This window comes from Clostridium sp. YIM B02569, assembly GCF_022320765.1.
Classification (GTDB): Bacteria; Bacillota; Clostridia; order Clostridiales; family Clostridiaceae; genus Clostridium; species Clostridium beijerinckii.
On sequence record NZ_JAKJJX010000014.1, the window covers coordinates 105644 to 126033 of the forward strand.

Annotated in this window: 16 protein-coding genes; 12 read left to right on the forward strand and 4 right to left on the reverse strand. The window is 29.1% G+C overall.

Going from position 1 to position 20390, the window contains the following annotated elements; genetic code table 11:
- Positions 1–176: 176 nt before the first annotated feature.
- Together L3B96_RS14120 and L3B96_RS14125 are read right to left on the reverse strand one after the other, a co-directional pair.
- Positions 177–1211, reverse strand: coding sequence for a HAMP domain-containing sensor histidine kinase (locus tag L3B96_RS14120; protein ID WP_012058686.1), 1035 nt, complete (start codon positions 1209–1211; stop codon positions 177–179).
- A complete protein-coding gene (locus L3B96_RS14125; RefSeq protein ID WP_012058687.1) occupies positions 1204–1881 on the reverse strand; it encodes a response regulator transcription factor in 678 nt (225 codons plus the stop codon). Before L3B96_RS14125 ends, L3B96_RS14120 begins: the two co-directional genes overlap by 8 nt.
- 449 nt (positions 1882–2330) lie before the next feature.
- Between L3B96_RS14125 and L3B96_RS14130 the strand changes: the two genes are divergently transcribed.
- The 5 genes from L3B96_RS14130 (at position 2331) to L3B96_RS14150 (ending at position 9746) form a co-directional block, all read left to right on the forward strand.
- Positions 2331–2954, forward strand: a complete 624-nt coding sequence (locus L3B96_RS14130) for a TetR/AcrR family transcriptional regulator (protein ID WP_236892240.1) — start codon at positions 2331–2333, stop codon at positions 2952–2954.
- A gap of 59 nt (positions 2955–3013) precedes the next feature.
- Positions 3014–4309 carry an efflux RND transporter periplasmic adaptor subunit gene (locus L3B96_RS14135; protein WP_238861490.1) on the forward strand — a complete coding sequence of 432 codons (1296 nt, stop codon included), beginning with the start codon at positions 3014–3016 and terminating at the stop codon, positions 4307–4309.
- Positions 4310–4321: 12 nt separating this feature from the next.
- The gene (locus tag L3B96_RS14140; protein ID WP_012058690.1) at positions 4322–7411 is read left to right on the forward strand and encodes an efflux RND transporter permease subunit; all 3090 of its coding nucleotides are present in this window, start codon (positions 4322–4324) and stop codon (positions 7409–7411) included.
- A gap of 233 nt (positions 7412–7644) precedes the next feature.
- Positions 7645–8925 carry a TolC family protein gene (locus tag L3B96_RS14145; protein WP_238861491.1) on the forward strand — a complete coding sequence of 427 codons (1281 nt, stop codon included), beginning with the start codon at positions 7645–7647 and terminating at the stop codon, positions 8923–8925.
- A 215-nt stretch (positions 8926–9140) separates the two neighbouring features.
- Entirely contained in the window at positions 9141–9746 is a 606-nt protein-coding gene (locus L3B96_RS14150; protein ID WP_017211688.1) for a TetR/AcrR family transcriptional regulator, read from the forward strand.
- A 66-nt stretch (positions 9747–9812) separates the two neighbouring features.
- Here the strand turns inward: L3B96_RS14150 and L3B96_RS14155 are convergent, their stop codons facing one another.
- Positions 9813–10202 carry a thioesterase family protein gene (locus L3B96_RS14155; protein WP_238861493.1) on the reverse strand — a complete coding sequence of 130 codons (390 nt, stop codon included), beginning with the start codon at positions 10200–10202 and terminating at the stop codon, positions 9813–9815.
- A 373-nt stretch (positions 10203–10575) separates the two neighbouring features.
- The gene (locus L3B96_RS14160) at positions 10576–10725 is read right to left on the reverse strand and encodes a hypothetical protein (RefSeq protein ID WP_017211686.1); all 150 of its coding nucleotides are present in this window, start codon (positions 10723–10725) and stop codon (positions 10576–10578) included.
- A 431-nt stretch (positions 10726–11156) separates the two neighbouring features.
- On the opposite strand from L3B96_RS14160, the gene L3B96_RS14165 reads away from it, so the two are divergent.
- The 7 genes from L3B96_RS14165 (at position 11157) to L3B96_RS27460 (ending at position 20376) form a co-directional block, all read left to right on the forward strand.
- Entirely contained in the window at positions 11157–12617 is a 1461-nt protein-coding gene (locus L3B96_RS14165; protein WP_238861495.1) for a GH25 family lysozyme, read from the forward strand.
- Positions 12618–13028: 411 nt separating this feature from the next.
- The gene (locus L3B96_RS14170) at positions 13029–13730 is read left to right on the forward strand and encodes a hypothetical protein (RefSeq protein ID WP_238861497.1); all 702 of its coding nucleotides are present in this window, start codon (positions 13029–13031) and stop codon (positions 13728–13730) included.
- A gap of 199 nt (positions 13731–13929) precedes the next feature.
- A complete protein-coding gene (locus L3B96_RS14175) occupies positions 13930–15183 on the forward strand; it encodes a hypothetical protein (RefSeq protein WP_238861498.1) in 1254 nt (417 codons plus the stop codon).
- An 11-nt stretch (positions 15184–15194) separates the two neighbouring features.
- Entirely contained in the window at positions 15195–15881 is a 687-nt protein-coding gene (locus tag L3B96_RS14180; protein ID WP_017211682.1) for a response regulator transcription factor, read from the forward strand.
- Positions 15882–15885: 4 nt separating this feature from the next.
- Positions 15886–17277 carry a HAMP domain-containing sensor histidine kinase gene (locus L3B96_RS14185; RefSeq protein ID WP_238861499.1) on the forward strand — a complete coding sequence of 464 codons (1392 nt, stop codon included), beginning with the start codon at positions 15886–15888 and terminating at the stop codon, positions 17275–17277.
- Positions 17278–17573: 296 nt separating this feature from the next.
- Positions 17574–18371, forward strand: coding sequence for a ribonuclease H (locus L3B96_RS14190; RefSeq protein WP_238861500.1), 798 nt, complete (start codon positions 17574–17576; stop codon positions 18369–18371).
- Positions 18372–18564: 193 nt separating this feature from the next.
- Positions 18565–20376, forward strand: coding sequence for an SEC-C metal-binding domain-containing protein (locus L3B96_RS27460; protein ID WP_238861501.1), 1812 nt, complete (start codon positions 18565–18567; stop codon positions 20374–20376).
- The last annotated feature ends 14 nt before the right edge of the window (positions 20377–20390 follow it).

Below are 20390 nucleotides of genomic sequence, written 5' to 3' on the forward strand. Positions count from 1 at the left end.
TATTAATTGTATGTAATGCTTTTTATGATACCGATAAAAGTTGAAAAATAGAAATCGTCAAGCAAAATTAGACTAACTTTATAAAACTAAATGGGATTTTTTTTAAAACTAAGCAGATATAATTTAAGGCTATCTATTCATTAAGATAGCCTTTTTGTGTTTATAGAAATTAAGAATTAACATGGTAACTTGATTACAAAAGTAGATCCTTTTTTACATTCACTATATACCTCTATTTTTCCACCACATAAGTCAATAATTCTTTTTACTAGGGCTAATCCCAAACCGTTGCCTTCAGAAGAATGTGATTTATCGCCTTGGTAAAACTTATCAAAGATATGCTTTTGGGTATCTTCGTTCATACCTATGCCGTTATCTGAAATGCTTGTTGTAATCCAGTTTTTATCTTTCTTTAAAGTGCATCTAATAGTACCATCTTCAGGTGTGAATTTTATTGCATTACTAAGTATGTTTATCCATACTTGCATCAACAGTTCTTCATTTCCATGAAAAGTAATTGAGTCTAAATCTATATCTAAGTCAATATTTTTGTTGGACCATTTGGATTCTAAAAGTAATAGAGTTTGCCTTAGTTGTTCATCTAATTTGAATCTGCTTCTTTCTGCTATTATATCTTGATTCTCTAATCTTGAGATCTGTAATATGCTGCCAACTAAGCTTGATAGCCTTTTTGTATTATTTAGTATTTTATCTGTATATTTAGACTTTTCTTCTTTACTTAGATTGTTATCCTGTAGCAAAGTTGTGTAACCTTCAATAGAGGCAAGAGGAGTCTTAAATTCATGAGATACATTAGCAATAAAGTCACTTCGAAAGGTCTCTATGTTATTTAGTTCGTCTACCATAATATTAAAGTTTTGAGACATTTTTTTTAGCTCTTCAACGTAGTAATACTTATCTTCATCTAATTTGATATTAAAATTACCTTTTCCGACTTCCATAATTGCTTCACTAAATTTTACTAGTGGAGCTAATATTTTTTTACCTATTATAGCTGATATGGTTGTCCCAACTATTATACTAATTATAGATAGATCGATAATTGGCCAAAGAAACTTATTAGCTTCCGAAGAGAAATTTGGATGAAAGAATATAGCTAAAATTGCAGTAAGTACTGATGATACAAACATTATTGAAAAAATAATAAATGAAAAGACTAGTCCTAATTTTAAATTTGGTTTATCATTCATAATTTTTTACCACCTTATATCCGAGTCCCCTTACAGTCAAAATATCAAAATCTATGTTATTTTTAAAGCGATCACGCAAACGGTTAATATGTACATCTACTGTTCTTATATCAGTTTCAGAATCAAGCCCCCAAAATTCATCCATAAGTTCTTGTCTTGTGAATATACGATTAGGGTAAGAAATAAGCTTATATAAAATATAAAATTCCTTTTGTGGAAGGACTGTTGCCTCACCATTTTGATATACTGACAAGGAATCATATTCAAGCATGGTATCACCAACACTTTGCTTTCTTTCACTAATAATCTGAGCCCTTCTAAGTAATGCACCTACTCTTAACACCATCTCATTAACATCAATTGGTTTAACCATGTAGTCATCAATTCCAAGAAGAAAACCACGTTGTTTATCCTGAAATCTTTCCTTAGCTGTAATCATTAATATAGGCAGATTAAATTGAGCATCACGAATAGATTTTATTAGTTCAAAACCATCCATATTTGGCATCATGATATCAGAAATAATTAAATCGATATATTCTTTATCCAAAACATTAAGTGCTTCAATTCCATCTTTCGCACCAGTAGTCTTATAGCCATTTTTAAGTAAAACAGTTGAAAATAATTCTCTTAATTCTTTATCATCTTCTACAATCAAAATATGAAACATTTATATACCTCCATTTTATGCACTAATTATACTACTTTTTTATCTATGTTTAAAAGTATCATATCTATATATAAATTCAAGTATTTAATTATAGATAAAATATTTACTATAATAATTAAATTTCAAATAAATAGAAAAGTTTAAATTCAGTTAACAATTCTATGATACACTCCATATTAAAATAACATAAGTAGCAAATGATAGCTATAGATAAATAATAATCCAAACAATTTTAGGCAGATATGTTTTGTAACTCATAAAAATTAAGATATTTTTTAGGTTACAAACAAAGTATAAAAATTAAAAGTATGGTATTATTTTCATGTACATATAAAATATTTCAATGATTTATTTGCATGTGAATCATTGACTGTCTGGTCGGTCATTTAAATAAAATGTGAATATAATGAGTCAGTAATTTATTGTAATACAGTATTTTTATAAGTGAGGTGGTTTTTTTGGCAAGATTGAAAAATAAGGAAAATGAAATTCTTGCCGCTGCAATAGACATATTTTTCAAAAAAGGTTTTTCGGGAACTAATATGCAGGATATTGCGGACAAGGCACAGATAGGTAAGGGTACAATATATGAATACTTTAGAAGTAAAGATGATTTATTTGTACAAGCTTTAAAGTACGACCATAGAAATTTCACTATGAATGCAAACCAGAAGATATCACAAGAAGAATCATTTCTTAAAAAGCTAGGAAAGCTTATAGAATTAACTGAGCATGCTGTTATAGAAAGGGCTGGAAGGATAAGTTATTATATAGCAAATGAGATTTCAGAATTAAATCCTGAAGCAAAACGTGATCTTGAAGATTTTATAAAAGATATAAAAAGAAATGGGAGAAATATTACATACAATATTTTAAAGCAAGGAATCGAAGAGGGGGAGGTAAGGCATACAGGTATAGATATTGATTTTGCTACAAATGTTATAGGAGGAATGGTGGCATTACATTGTCATCGGACTTGTCATGAAAATTATTATTCAGTAGAACAAAGAAGAGAGGAAAATGAAAAGCTTATAAATTTCATTATGGATGGAATTGGTGCAAAGAAAAATTAAATTTATAATATATAAATTAACAAAATAAACTATATGTTTACAGATTAGGAGTGTGAAACATGAAAAATGTAAAAAAAATAGTTATATATGCTGTAATTGTTATAGCTGTAATAGGCTGTGCTGCAGTAGCTAAAACTAAGTTATTCACAGCTAAAAAAGAAGCAACCACTGCCGTTGCTGCTAGTAAAACTACTGTTGAAGTACAGATTGCCAAAGCACAAGAAAAAAGTTTAGGGGATTCATATAAAGCAACACTAGAAGCTTATCAGCAAGGAATAGTAACTAGTAAGATAGCAGCAAAGGTTGTTGCTGTGTCGGTTGAGAATGGACAATATGTAAATGCTGGGGATACTATAGCTACGCTTGATGACCAAGATATACAAAATAATATAAAAACTGCACAAGCTCAGGTAGAAGTTAGTGAGCAGCAAGTCAATTCAACGCAGCAACAACTAAATTCATCGCAAGTAACGCTACAGAAATTGCAAATTCTTATGGACGATGCACAGCGTAATTATGATAGACAAAAGACTCTTTTTGATGGAGGCGCTATATCAAAAACAGATCTTGAATCAGCTGAAAAAGCTCTAAACACTTCTAAAGCTGATTATAGTTCAGGATTAGCAAGTATTGAATCAGCAAAAGCAAGCATTGAAAGTTCAAAAGCAAGTTTAGAAGCACAAAAAGTAAATTTACAGAAGGCTCAAAATGATTTGGCCAACACAGTGATTAAAGCACCTATAAGCGGAGTTATAAGCGATAAAACCTTAAATGTAGGACAGATGGCATCTCAGGGAGCGGCCCTTGCAAAAGTTAATGATATATCGTCTGTATATGCAACAATACAAGTGCCACAAGAGAAAATAACTGGAGTAAAAATAGGTCAAGCTGCAACAATTACCGTAGATGGAAATGATAAAACATATGATGGCACTATTGAAGCTATGGACTCTGCAGCGGATGCTACAACTAGAGTATTCAATTGTAAAGTAAAAATAGATAATGGCGATAAGTCACTGTTACCTGGTATTTTTGGAAAGGTACAGCTTATTAGCGAGGAAAAAGCACAAGTTATAACTGTTCCGATTAGTGCTTTAGCTGGTAACGAAGGAGATTATTCTGTTTTCTTAAATGATAATGGAACAGCTAAAAAGCAAAAAATTACAATTGGTGAAACTAATGAAAATAACGTTGAAGTAACAGATGGTATTAAAGAAGGGGATCAGGTAATATGTACTAATATAAGTACGCTTCAAGAGGGTAGTGAAGTAGATGCAATTATAAAGGATGATAGTTCTTCAGATAACACAGCTTCTGAACAAGATGGCGGTGCAGATGATACAACAAATAAGTAGGAGGGATAATAAATGAATATAGCAAATATTAGTATTAAAAGACCTGTATTTATATCAGTTATAATGATTGTCCTTACTATTTTAGGCTTTGTATGCTATAAGGGATTGACACTTAATGATATGCCAAATGCTGATATGCCTTATGTTTCCGTTGTAGTAACAGAAAATGGAGCTACACCAGAAAATATAGAAAGTAAAGTAACAAAACAGATAGAAGATGCAGTACAGCAAATTTCTGGAGTTCAAAATATAACTTCAAGTGTAAGTTCAGGGATGTCACAAACTGTTATAGAGTTCGATTTAAGTAAAAATGGTGAAGTTGCAGCACAAGAAGTTAGAGATAAGATTTCAAGTGTTAGAGGTAAATTACCAACTGATGCTGATGATCCGATAATTTCTAAGTTTGATATGTCGGCAACATCAATTATATCCATAGCTGTTTATGGTTCAACTGATAATCAAAAAATGACAGACTTTGTAGATAATACTCTAAAGCCAAAGTTATATGCGGTATCGGGTGTTGGAGCCGTAAATGTATCTGGTGAGGATACAAGAGAAATTCATATAAAGTTAGATAATAATAAATTATTACAATATGGCCTTACATCAGGTGCTGTAATAAATAGTATTAAGAGTGATAACATTGATCAGTCAACTGGTAAAGTTATTGATGGAGATAACCAGATATCTATTACAACAAATAGTAAAATACAAAAAGTGGAAGATTTTAAGAATATCTTGGTGTCCAACAAAAACGGAACAGAGATTAGAGTAAAAGATATTGCAACAGTTGAAGATGGGATTGTTGAAAAAACAAGCCAAGCTTACTATCAAGGTAATCCGTCAATTGGTATTGATATCGTTAAGCAATCTGGTGCTAATACAGTAGAAGTTGCAAAAGAAGCTAAAGCAGCATTAGAACAAGTTAAAACTTCATTACCAGAAGGTATGCATGCTGATATTGTTACTGATAATTCAACATCAATAAAAGATACAGTAGATGATGTTATGAATACTATTATAGAAGGATGTATATTAGCAGTTGTTATTGTATTTTTATTCTTAAATGAATGGGAAAGTACCCTTATAAGTGCATCATCTCTTCCGATATCTATAATAACTACTTTTATTTGTATGAAAGAGATGGACTTTACATTAAATACTATGTCTTTAATGGCATTGTCGCTGGCAGTAGGACTTTTAATTGATGATGCTATAGTTGTTATAGAAAACATTGTAAGGCATCTCCATATGGGAAAACATCCAATTGATGCTGCTAAGGATGCTACCTCAGAAATTGGATTTGCAGTAATAGCAACAACTTTAGCTGTTATTGCAGTATTCTTGCCTATGGCAATGATAGCTGGAATAATTGGAAAGTTCTTCATTGAGTTTGCACTTACAATTGTTTTTAGTATGGCAGTTTCATTGTTTGTATCCTTTACCCTTGTGCCAATGATGTCATCTAGAATGCTTAGATCAGAAAGAAAAGAAAGTAAAACATTTATTGGTAAGTTTTTTGGGTGGTTTAATTATAAATTCGATCTTTTTGCCGAGAAATATTCACATTTATTAGCTTTTCTTCTTCATAAGAGGATAACAGTCTTGGCTGTTTGCGCAGTTATGTTTGTAGCGAGTCTTTCGCTTATTCCATCATTAGGTTTCGTAATGATACCTATAACTGATAAAGGACAAATAACAGTTAATGCTAATTTTGATTCAGGAATAACATTAGATACTGCAAGTAAGGAGACTAAACAGATTGAAGAGATTGTTAAGAAAAATCCAGAAGTTGAATATGTATATTCAACAGTCACTAATAGTAAAGCAACAGTTAATATTACATTGGTAGATAAGAAACAACGTAAGATTAGCTCCAGAGATATGGCGCAAAAACTTGGAACAGATCTAAAGATACTGCCTGGAATGGATATTACAGCATCAGCTGCATCTATGGGAGGTGGTGGCGGATCCTCAAAAGATGTAGCCATTAATCTTGTTGGTGATGATAGAGCAAAAGTTCAAGCTTTTGCAGAAAAGATGAAAGCAGAGATGGCTAAAGATCCAGATGCTACTAATGTTGGTGTTAATACCAATTCAGGTACACCAGAGGTAAAAATGACTGTTGATCGTGATAAGGCTGCTGATTTAGGTGTTAACAGTTCAGACGTAGCTAGTACCTTGGCTACATTATTTAATGGTTCAACTGTAACTAAGTATGATGGTGGAAAAGATAGATATGATGTTAAAGTTTTGCTTCAAGATGAGCAGCGTAAAAATCTTAGTAATCTTGATGGAATTTACGTTTCAGGTTCAAACAATAAGCTTGTTCCGCTAACTGAAGTAACTAAAAAAGTTGTTGGAACAACTTCTTCAACATTACATAGGTACAATAAGCAGGCACAAGTCGAACTTTCTTGTAATGTAAGAGGTTTATCTACTGGAACTTTACAAAATAAGTATTTAGCTAAGATAAAAAGTGAATTGCCGGCGGGAGTTTCTTTGTCTGTTGGAGGAATGAATGGAACTATGCAGAAGAGTATGATTAGTTTGGTGCAAAATTCAGTTTTATCAGTTCTTTTATTATATTTAGTTATGGCAGCCCAATTTGAAAGTTTTGTTGACCCTATAGCTATAATGTTCGCTCTACCACTAGCATTGATTGGAGCAATAATAGGATTATATGTTGGTGGAAGTCAATTAAGCATGATGGCAGCAATAGGTATTGTAATGCTTATGGGACTGGTTGCTAAAAATGGTATATTGCTTATTGATGCTGCAAAGGAAAGAATTAAAAAGGGAATGCCAAGAAATGAGGCTTTAGTAGAAGCTGGTCTTGTAAGATTACGTCCTATAATCATGACTACTTTAGCAATGATATTTGGTATGATTCCTACAGCATTAGCTACAGGAGCAGGTACTGAAATGCGTAAGCCGATGGCACAAGCGGTAATTGGAGGATTAATCACTTCAACAATATTAACATTATTCGTAGTTCCAATAGTTTATACAATACTTGATGGATTGAAAAAAAGATTTGCAAAAAAAATTCATAGAAAAAAATCAACACCAATTGATAGCGAATCAAATGTAAGCATATAACAAAGAAATTGCTAATTTTAATAAGATCATACTAAAATTAAGTTTTAGTATGATCCATATATAAAGTGTATTAGTTTAAATACAAAGTTCAGGAGCAAATCCTAAATTATGACTACATTTACTAAACAATAAAATTGTAGTAAAATAAAGCTACAACAGAAAAATAATCTAGTAAATAAAAAGAGAATTCGAATTTATATTAAAATAAATATTAATGAAGAGGAGATTTATACATGAGAAAAAATATAAATAAGATAATAGCATTTGCAATAGGGATTAGTGTTATGAGTGGTAGCGTTGTACCAGCACTTGCAGCAGATTCAACTCAACAAACAACTACTAGTACAAGCACTGCAACAAATTCACAAATCGTAAACGGAAAGCAACTGCTTACTTTAGATGAAGCTATAAAAGAGGCAATTAGTATAAGCGAGGTATTACAACTTGATACTAGTAAAATAACTTACCAAGATAAAACTAATGACATAAATGAAGACTTGGATGATTCTAAAGATGTTAGTGGAGACGAAGAAGATTTTAATGATGATACTAGAGAAGCTAATGCAAATAAAGCTAGGCAACAAAGGGATTTTGATCAAGATGCTTTAATTCAAAAAGTTACTAAAGCATATAATAATATCGTTACAAGTCAAATGAAAATAGATAAAGCTGGAAAAGAATTGCAAATTAAAAACAAGACATTAAATGATGCAAAACTTAAAAGCAGTCTAGGAATGGTAACATCAAGTGATTTGAAATCAACTGAACTTGAAATTGAAAATTTACAAATAACACAGAAAACAAGTGAAAATACATTAAAGGACGCTGAATATAGCTTTAAAGTATTGACAGGTAAGGATGTAACACAATATACTTTGGAACAGGATATTCCTTATGAAACATTAAAAATAGATGGATCTATAGATACTTACCTAGATAAAGTTATAGATAACTATTTAAAATACAGGGAACAAATACTTAAGCTTAAGAAAGATCATTATTATGATTCTGATAATAAAATAAGTGACGGCGATGTAAGTGATGCAAAAAAAATAACAGATGAAGCTCAAGAACCTAAATTAAGTGATTATAACGGAAATATTGAAGCTTATCTCACAGATTACAATAAATATCAAGCTGCTAAAAGTGCATATGCAAATGCCATATCGGCACGTTTAACTTATTTAGGTAATAGACTTAGTGTGGATCAAGAACAAACAAGTATAGATGAGGACAAAAAGAACTTTAAAAATCAACTAAGAACACTTTATACAAATCTTATTACAGCACAAGATAATATTAATTATATTAAGCAAAATATAGAATTAAGCAACAAGAACCTTAGTGATGCAAAACTTAAATATGATTTAGGAATGATAACTGAATCTGCTTACAATACCCAAGTTTTGAGCAGTGAAGATCTAAATATTCAATTAAGAAGCCAAATTGATAACTATAATACATTAAAGCAAGAAATCCAAAAACCTTGGATAGCATTTTCTGGAGCACAATAGTATTAACTTGGATTTCAGATTTTTAGAAATCTGAAGACTTCAAAAATATATTCATACTAATTATCACATAAATAAGGTGATTAGTATGAATTATTTATAATATATAAAAGTTCAGTGGCCTTAAGACGATATAAACTAAGTTTAGATTATAATATTTAGTTTGTTTTTTTTATTAATGGTGGAAAATGCTAAATAAAAAGAGGGAGAATTTTAGGGTGGAAATTAAAGAAAAAATTTTAAAGTCATCTATCAAACTATTTATGGAAAATGGTTTTTTTGAAGTGTCTATTAGAGATATTTTTAAACAAATTAACATAAATAAAAGTGCTTTTTATAAGTATTTTAAAAGTAAAGATGAGCTTATATATAAAGTGATAGAAGAGTTTTGTTCTCCATACTTCGATGAAATTATAGGTACTACCAATTTATGCAATGAATCCGCAAAAAAAAGGCTGAAAACAATTTTTATAAAATATTGTGGAATAATACCATATTTAAAAAAGATTCTAAATATAAATAGATTTAACTATATTGCTGTCACATTTATAACAATTGAAGGATTGAAAAGTTATGAAAATAGAAATCTAGTAAATGATTTTAACCATAGATTATTGGAAGGAATAGACAATGTTGTAGAAGAAGGAAAAGAATTAGGTGAGATTTTGCCAGAAATTGATTCTCTATCTACATCAAAGAGTATTGTGTCGATGTTGCAAAGTTCTATGGTACTTTGGGCAATGAATCAAAGTATCGATATAAATTTATTATTCAAAACTAATTTTAAATATTTATGGAAAAGTATCGGAGTAAGTCCAATTTAAAGCAATTTTAAAGCAATAACTATATTTAAAGAGAGAATCTCTTTAAATATAGTTATTATCATTTATTTAGCAATTTTTAGTTTTTCTCATAAAATCTTCTGAGTTTACAATAAACCTTATATGAGAACCTTTTCCGATAGTACCTTGGTCATCACTTGCTTCCACATCAAAAAATAATTTTTTTCCATCTACTTTTGTAAGGGTAGATTTGCATTTTATATTTGCGCCAATTGGAGATGATTTAATATGTTTGACACTCATGTCAATTCCAACTGTAGTATAGCCACTTGGAAGTTCCTCTATTACTAAACTTTTTGATGCATTTTCCATTAGAGCAATCATAGCAGGGGTTGCATAGACTTCTAGATCACCTGATCCCATTTTTATAGCTGTTTCATTTTCTGTAACTTTAAACTCTTTGACATATGAAGTACCTTCATTTAAATTAAATTCCATCGAACAAATTTCTCCTCTCAATAAATATAGATTCTTTATTAGATATATTACATTAATAATAATTTTATAGTACTAAATATTTTCGTATTTTTCAAGAATAATAAAAATTGGTAAGGATTAAGAAAAAGATTGTGTTTTTTTAAGGTTTATGGTTTTAAGTATAAATCGTTTTAAAGTTAAAAAGGAAAATTTATAAAAATTACATATGAAAAGCAATAAAAAAGTGTGTAAAGAATTAAATTATTTATATTTTAAAGTATATAAGGAAGTGTTAATAAAAAATAACTAGCAGATTAAATTCCACTAGTTATTTTTTCTATATGCACACGTAAATATTTACTATTAATAAGTTGTATATATTAAAAATATAATTTTATCGCCTCAAGTTATCTTCGTAAATATCTTTGTTAGAAGATGGAGGAGTTACACGAACATATGCATATTCAGGAGCTTTATACCCTGGACCATATATCAAAAATTCGATAATTTTCTTAGCAAAAGCCTTAGAGAGTATTTTTTTCATTTAACATCACTCCTTACCTATATGTTACATTAATTATATTGGAATATTCGGAAAATTGCAACATTTTATTAATAAATAATAATTATTATCCAGTATAATACATTTATTTTTGTGGAATAAAAAAGCATAATAGTTTTATTATTCCAGTATTATTATAAATCTATGATGTATATATAAAATTTATTAACTTTTTTACCTAGTAAATTTTATATATACAATTAGAGAATAAATACTGGTATAGTTCCTATCATAGTTGGCTAAATAAAGAAGTTAGTAAGCTATATAAGATGATGTTGACATAAGTTTCCTCTACATCCATAGTAAATCAATTGATTGAAAATTACATTAATTGTATAATTTTAGATGAATTGATTGAAGCGGATTAAAAAATAAGTAAGCACTTAATGAAAATTAAAAGGAGAATGATCCATGTGAATATTAGAAAGAAACTTACTTCATTTATACTGGTTTTATTAACTAGTATAAGTTTTGGACAAGTAGTAAATGTACAAGCTGCAACTACTGATTCAACTGTAGTATCTAGCAATACTGTTAGCAAGATATCAGATGAAATTCCTAATCCAGGTATACCTGAAAATAAGCCAAGTGAATTAAATGTTATTTATAAATATAGTACCCAAGATATTGTAAATAGTAATGATGGAAAAGTTAACATAACATCAACTATTGGGTGGAAAAAAGAGAATGGATACTGGTATTACTATAAATCAGATAATACAAGAGCAACTGGGTGGATAAAACCAGATAACAAGTGGTATTATTTAAAATACGATGGAAGAATGTTAACTGGCTGGTTTAATGTGAATGGAATATGGTATTATTTGGATCAATCAGGCAGTATGGTTACTGGTTGGAGTAAATTAAATAATGTTTGGTATTTCTTAAACGGTTCAGGGGCTATGGTAACAGGACTAAATAAAATTGATAATAAAATTTATATGTTTTATAGTAGTGGTGAAATGGCTACAGGATGGTATAAATCAGGTGATAATTGGTATTACTCTAGCAGTAGTGGAAGCATGGCAACTGGATGGATTAAAGATAATGGAACTTGGTATTATTTATATGATACTGGTGCAATGGCTAAAGGATGGGTTAATATTGATGAAAAGTGGTATTATTTAAAATCTAGTGGAGCAATGTCAACAGGATGGATAAATTCTGGAAGTGATACTTATTATTTAGATAAATCATCTGGAGCTTTAGTTACAAATTCTACAATAGATGGCTATAAAATCGGTTCTGATGGCAAGAAGATAGGGCCAGGAAATCCAGTCAATAATAATTCTGATACTTTATTAAAAGGTATAGATATTAGTCACTACAATGGGGACATAGATTTTAAAAGAGTCAAAACTTCAGGGATCCAATGTGTATACATAAAAGCTACAGAAGGGACAACCTATGTGGATAATTATTTAGGAATTAGTTATAGTGGTGCTCAAAATGCTGGATTAAATACAGGTTTTTATCATTTTTTAGTTGGGACAAGCTCTCCTGAAACACAAGCACGTAATTTTTACAATAACATAAAGGATAAGCAGAATGACCTAAAACCTGCTTTGGATATAGAACAAGATGGATTTGATGTCATGGGTTATGCATTAAGGTTCATAGATGAATTCAAAAAATTAAGTAATATGGACATTTGTATATATACATATTCAGATTTTATAAAAAATAATTTAGATAGTAGATTATCTAAATATACATTATGGGAAGCAAATTATTATAAGAGTCCATTTAACTTACCAGCTAATAGTGTATGGAATTCTAGAGCAGGACATCAATATACAGATAAAGGTGTTATCGATGGAATCTATGGAGATGTAGACTTAGATGAATTTACACAAGATATTCTTAGCAATTAAATGTTTCACCCAAAAAGCAAGCAAAGCAGCTTAAAAGAAAAGCTATCCTTAAAGGATGGCTTTTTTTTATATGCCTCAAAACGAAAAAATTCTTTATTATAATCAATTAATATTATTGCAATAGAATTTTTTTACTAATTAAGAAAGGAATTTACTGAAAGTTTTCACATAATATTGTAACTTTTTTGTAACGCTTTTAGTTTAAAAATCTTTTATACTTTAGGTAAGATATAGAAAACGCTAAAGTATATATTGAGAAAATAATTCTTCATAATAATTCTAAAAATATTACAAGAATTTTAGCCGTAATTGTGAAATGAGCAGTGTGCATTGAAACACATATATTTTTTGAATTTTCAAGTAGATTAATTATATACAAAAAAATAATAAAAATTAGTTAGGAGAATAATTATGATAAATAAAATTCAAAAGAGATTTAAATTATTGTTTTTAGCAGCTATAATATGCGCTATCACTATAAGTTCTGCAAGTATAGTGGGGTGTAGTCCTAAAAAGTCATCTGAAATAGATGCTCAAAATAAAGAAGTGTCAGTTGAGAAAGTTTCAGAAAATAGCAATCAAGCAGAAGGTGAAAAAATATCAGAAGAAGTAGTCAGCATTGAAAAATCTGCTAATAATGAGGATAATAAAGAAATAGTAGCTTCACAAGTAAAAAAGAAAAATGATTCAGTAAAAATAATTGAAGATAGCAAGTCTATGGATGCCTCAAAGTCGGATAATGGAAAGAATAATTTTACAGAATATATGAATCTATTAGGTTTTAGTAAAGATGAACTTATAAGTACATTAAATGAAAAGCCAAATTCTATAGGAGAAGGTGGAGTGGAATTTAAAAAAGCTGGTATTAGAGTTTGGTTTGATCAGAAAAATAATGATAAGGTAGAGCAAATCTTTATTATGAGAAATGATTTGAATTTAAATGGTGTAAAGATTGGTGATAAGATAAGTAGATTTAAAGAAGTTTTTGGAAACCCAGTTAGTGATAAAAGTGGAGATGCACATTTTAAGTATAAAAATATATTTTTGTCTGTAAATTATGATGCAAACACAGGACAAACCTATGCAATATATATTTTAAAGAATGATTTTTAGTAAATTAAAAACTACTTTCTTATTTTAAAATTATAGGATGATAGCTAAAAGCTAAGCATTGAAGCACAGGCATTTAGTGAAAATATAATAAAAACGTATAGTTAACATAAGAGCTAAAAATTATGGATATGAAGTAATTATATATTATGGATAAGGTAATACTAAATAATAACAGAATGAAAAATGGGGTGTATATGTTATGAGAAAATATGCAAGAGTTATAATACTGATTATTTCTTTAGGCAGTATTATAACAGGCTGTGGGAATGTTGTAAACACAACTAGCTTAATTCAGGCCCCTATGCTCGAAAATGTAGAAGAAAATAAAATTAATAAAGAGCTAAAAGAAATTTTAACGCCTGGCAGTGAATTCTTAGTACCTAAGAATTCACAAGAAAAACAAAGTATTTTTATAGATGATGTTGATAAAGACGGTAAAAATGAAGCATTTGTATTATATAGGGATATGAAAGAAAATAGACAAGTTCATCTATTAATGCTTAAAGAAGAAAATGAAAAATGGAATAAAGTACTTGATGTAGCCACTAATTTTAATATTCTTGATTATTTTACTCTTAAAGATCTTGATGGGGATGGGAAAAAAGAAGTGATTTTAGGTACTTCAGTATCAGATTCTGAACTAAGTAAACAGTTATTTATATATGAATTGAATGGAAAAGAATTAGTTAATAAAGTTAATCGTACTTACGAATTGATAGATATATCAGATTGCAATGAAGATAAGAAACCTGATGTTATAATAATTGATGGAGAAATAGGCAAATCAAAAACAGCAGAAATGTTTAATTATGAAAATAATCAATTAAAATCTCACACGTTTGTGGGTCTAAATCCTGAGGGTGTAATTGAAAATGTCGTTAGTGGAAAATTAGCAGATGGAAATAATGCGTTATTCATTGATAGTGCATTAGGGGCCCATTCAATGTTAACTGAAATTGTTACTTGCGATAAGGGAAGATTTATTAAAATTGGAGATGAAAATGATGGTATTTTATTTAAGGCTTACCCATTATATAGTAGAGATATCAACAATGACGGTATTATAGATGTTGGAGGAATGTATATTCCTAAAGGTTTTGAAGATGCAGCGATGGCAGAAATCCCTTTTATTTATACTTACTCTGATTATAAAGAAGATGGAACACATGAAATTGTAGAAGAAAGATATACAGATAGTGTGCAGCATTTCTACATTACAATTCCTTCCAAATGGCATGGTAAAGTTACAATTCAGAAGCTTGATCAAGGTGTTAGACTTATAGATAATGAAAGTCAGGATAATTTATTTGAAGTAAAATGGATAAGCAAAGGTTCATATGGTGAGAACAAAACCAAGCTTGGAGAAACGAAGGATATTATATTTTATGATGATATTAAAGAAGAACAACCTATTTCAAAGGAAAATTTTCATTTACTTAAAGATGAATTTTAATGGAGGAAAATATGGAAACAATTCTTGTTGTTGAGGATGAACTGTCAATTAGAAGTTTTATCTGCCTAAATTTAAGAAAGAAAAAGTACGAAGTTCTAGAAGCTGAGAATGGAGAAGAGGCCTTATCTATTTTTAATAATAGAAAGATTGATATTGTCTTATTAGATTTAATGCTCCCAGGAATTGATGGATTTGAGGTGTGTCAGAAAATTAGAGATATAAGTCAATCTGTTGGGATTATCATGTTAACGGCACGATCTCAGGAAGAAGATAGAGTAAAAGGTCTTGTAGAAGGAGCTGACGATTATTTACTAAAGCCATTTAGCATGGTTGAGCTAGAGGCAAGAATTATTTCTTTAGCGCGAAGATTGAATCATATATATTCAAAGAAAGAAAGCTCAGTTATTAAATCGGGGCCATTTGAGCTTGATGTAATAAATAAAAAAGTATCTCACCTTGGAAAGGATATTAAAGTAACTCCAACAGAATATTGCTTACTTCAATTTTTAATAAATAATAAGAATAAGGTATTTACACGAAATGATATTTTGGATGAAGTTTGGGGAATAAATTATATTGGTGATGAAAAAGTTGTCGATGTAAATATAAGACGTATACGAAGGAAAATAGAGAATGATCCATCAGCTCCAGAGTATTTACGCACGGATTGGGGATATGGGTATTTATGGAAGGAATAAAACTATGAAGCGAAGGATCATTGTTTACTTTATGATAATTAGTTTACTTACATTAAGTCTTGTTATGATAGGGTTTGGAATTGGAATAAGGCAATATTATTATCAGGGAATTGCTAATACATTTCAAAGTCAAGCAGAGGCGATTCCTTCTGTATTGTCAAGAGAAACTGATTTTACTAATAAAAGTTTGGCGGAATTCAGTAGTGAAATTATTAAAAATTATAAGATTAATGGCTCCGAACTACAACTATTAAAAAGAAATGGGAAATTAATTCAATCATCTACAGGTTTTTATGAAGATAAAACTTATTTGATAGATTCTGATGTATTGGATTTGAAAACCACATATAAAATTGAGAAAAATTCATATTCAGGTCAAAAGATTATAGCAGTATATACACCTCTTGTTTTTGACGGGCAAGTATTAGGAATTTTGCGGTATACAACATCCTTAACACAAGTAAATGCTTTAATTATTAATCTGTTGATTTATGGGATTATCATCTGCATTTTTATTGCTGTTATCGTGTTTTTTGTAAGTTTGCGTTTAGGGAATATAATTGTAGAACCATTAAACGATATTATCAATTTTACAAAGAAAATAGCAGAGGGAAAATACAAGGAAAAAATTAAGGATGCTTATCCAAATGAACTTGGAGAAATAGCAAAAACGCTTAACTATATGGGCGATGAAATATTAAAAACCGATCGTTTAAAGAATGATTTTATATCATCAATTTCTCATGAGCTTAGGACACCTTTGACAGGAATTAAGGGATGGATTGAAACTATGCGGAATCCAGACGAATTATCAGATGAGGAATTTAAATTTGGTTTAGGAATTATTAATGATGAATCAGATCGACTTATTAATTTAGTAGAGAATCTATTAGATTTTTCAAGATATCAGTCAGATAGAATTAAACTAATCTTATCTGATGTCAAAATAGACAAAATTATTCGTGAAGTAACCTTCCAGCTTCAAAAGAAAGCAGAAAAAAAGGAAATTAAATTAGTGGTTGAAACGCACCCAGCAATTATTACAGCAGATGGTGATAGATTGAGGCAAGTTATACTAAATGTATTAGATAACGCAATTAAGTTCTCATATAAAAATCGTAAAATCTATGTTATTCAATCAGTTAGCGAAGAGTACATTTTAATTAAAATTAGCGATATAGGTATTGGAATTAAAAAAGAGGATATAAATCATGTTATGGAGTCATTCTATAAAATTGATCCTAAATCTATTGGCGCAGGACTTGGATTGGTCATTTCTAATAATATTATAGATATGCACAATGGGATTCTTAAAATTGATAGTGAATATGGGAAGGGAACAACAGTGACAATTTCACTTCCGTTAGAAAACTTTAAATCCTACGTAAATGCTTAGATTAAATTAATAATTATTAGCTGAAATTTTTAGACAATATAGAAAATTTCAGCTTTAATTTTGTTATAATGATGTATACAGTAGTAAGTTTTATGATATAAAAGAAAAATATAAAGTAGTTATTAAAATAACTACTAAATTTGAATTTGTTGTACTTATGATAAAATATATGTTTCAACAATAAATCTATATTTAAAGCTTTAGTAAGTCAGACACTCAATTAAGGATAGATGTAGAAACTTAATTGTGACATAAATATATTTATAATGAGATATTTGTTTTAAGGAGTAATTTTTATGAAAATGATGCTTTTTACACTAGAAATAGTAGGTGAAGAAAATAATAACTATAAAATTAAAGTCAGTAACGGTACTGAGAACTCCTTAGTAGAATTTAATCCTTTAAAAAAAGAATTACATTTTGTAGATAATAACAACCTAAGTGATTTCTTTAAAGGACAGGAATACCAATTTAGAAAAATGCTACATAATAAGCGGCCAGATACATATTATGTAGGGTTTAATGTAAAAGTAGTCATAAGAGAAGATAAAGATGTAGCTGCTTTTAATGATAGGAGTAAAATCTTAGTTTTAGATAAACGAAATAGTAATTATGATAGTTATGCAATAGAGGAAAGTAAGGCTGAAGAGAGAATCTATAAAATCTACACAGATGCCAGTTATTTAGAGAAGAAAAATCATGGTGGATTTGCTTTTATAATAGAAGATTTGAAAGGAAATTATAATTTATATACAGAAAAAGTGAAAGACATAGGAAGCAGCCAAGCTGAACTTGAAGCAGCAATGAAAGCACTTGAATTATTAAAAGATGTTGAAAAAATAAGAATAATAACTGATAGCCAGTATGTCAGAAAAGGACTCACAGAATGGTTACCTATATGGAAATTGAATGACTTTAAAACTATTAATGGAGAACCAGCTAAGAATATAGAAAAGTGGCTTGATTTTGATAAAGCTTGTAATGGAAAATATATTGAATTTCAGTGGGTAAAAGCACATTCTAACCATTTTGAGAATTCTCTCTGCGACATGTATGCCAAAGATATAGCTAATAAAAATTCAACCAGCTACTAATAGTTGCAAGAAGTTAATACGTTATAAATATTAAAGCTTAGTAATATTATAAGCTCTACTTATCTAATACCCTTAATGGAATTGTAAACATAGAAATTTTATAAAAAATTTGCAGACAAACATAATGTTAGTATATAATTGTGCATGTTGGAATTTTATATAGTAATTATATTATTTAAGAGGAGATTTAGTCGTGCAAGGTAGATGTTATTATTGTAATAAAGAATTAACTGAAAGAACAATTAAAAGACATGCAAAGAGTTGTTCAGTAATGAAAAAATCAATTGAAGAAAAGATGAATTATACTAAAGGGGTAAGAGAGCAATTCATAATATCCATGAAAGATAAGTATAATCCTAGTTTATACTGTATTTATGTTTCGATAGATGCAAAGTTGCAACTTCAGCATTTGGACAAATTTATAAGAGATATATGGGTAGAATGTTGTGGGCATTTAAGTGCTTTTTATATTGATGAAGAAATATATCATGACAATAGTGATGAACAATATGAGATGAATTTTTATTTAAAGGATTTATTAAATATTAATAAAAAGTTCGAATATGAATATGATTTTGGTTCAACTACTTATTTGACTTTAGAAGTTGTAGATATAATACAAGTCCCAAATGAATTTAGCCAAATGGAAGTTATTGCTAGAAATAATCCAGAAGAAGGTAAACTTAATAATTCTCCAAGAGATGGGGGTTGCGGGTATATAGGAAATAAAGATTCGGAAAAAGAATACTTGCCTGGAAATAACAATAAATACAAAGTTAGTAATAAAAAGCCGATACATAACAATGATGCTTTTTCAGATTTTGACGATTCTGAACAAATGATAGAGAATGATTTTTTAAAACATTATAATAAATTTACAAATAGTTTTATACATACGTTTTTCAAGGATACATATTCTTTTGACCTAGAAGAATTGATCAAGCCATATCCTAAAAAAGAAATTTGTAGCCTAGCAGAGAACATTGGTCTTAAATTATCATATAATTTGAATAAAAATCAGGTAATTGAAAAATATATTGATGAATATGAAAAAAATATCAGAAATAAAATGAATGTGATTAATGATGATATGTATAAAATATTATTAAAATACATTAAGAATAATGGAATAATTTCAGTTTCTGATAATGAAGCAGAAAATTATGCGGATAAACATGCTTTTTTTATGAATCAAGGGATGGTATTTCCGTGCTTAAAAGATAGAAAACCAATCTTATTAATGCCTGAACTAATGCAGGCCGTTGTTAAGCAATGTGATACCCTAGAGTTTAGAAAGTTAATGAAGAAAAATAGTGAAATCATGAATATCTTTAGAGGTATGATTAAGTTATATGGTGTTCTTTGTTTTGAAGATGTTAAAGGATTAATGAAAAGATATGACAATGTAGAAGAGCAAATATTGTTATCTATATTAGAAGAAGGATCTTTTTATTATAATAATGAATATTATGGTACAATTGACGATGACGGAAAAATTATATTTGTTAATGTGGAAATAGAGGATTATGAAGAAATATTAAATGATATAGACAATAATTTGGATTATTCTATGATTAGTAAAGATGATCTAATTTCCATGTCTAACGAAGATTATTTGGAAAGAAGTAGTATTGGAAGGAAGTTTTCAAAAGAATTTTCATCGATGTTTTTAGTTGATAAAAAGGATGCTGCTGGAACTATGAACATGTTGGCTTTGGATATACAATATAGAAATTCTGAAGAAATACTTGAAGATATAATAAATGGAATAGATGCAAAACTTGACAAGGAAGATGAAATTAGGGTATTTAATATTGTTAATAAATTTATTAAGAATATACCATTATGGAAATATAAAGGTGCAAATATAAATGAAAAAGAAGGAAATAACACAACAATTGAAAGCAAAAAAGAGATTGGAAGAAATGATCCATGCCCATGTCAAAGTGGAAAGAAATACAAGAAGTGTTGCGGAAAGAATGGAAATGTAATTCAACTATTTTAACGAAATTTAGTTAT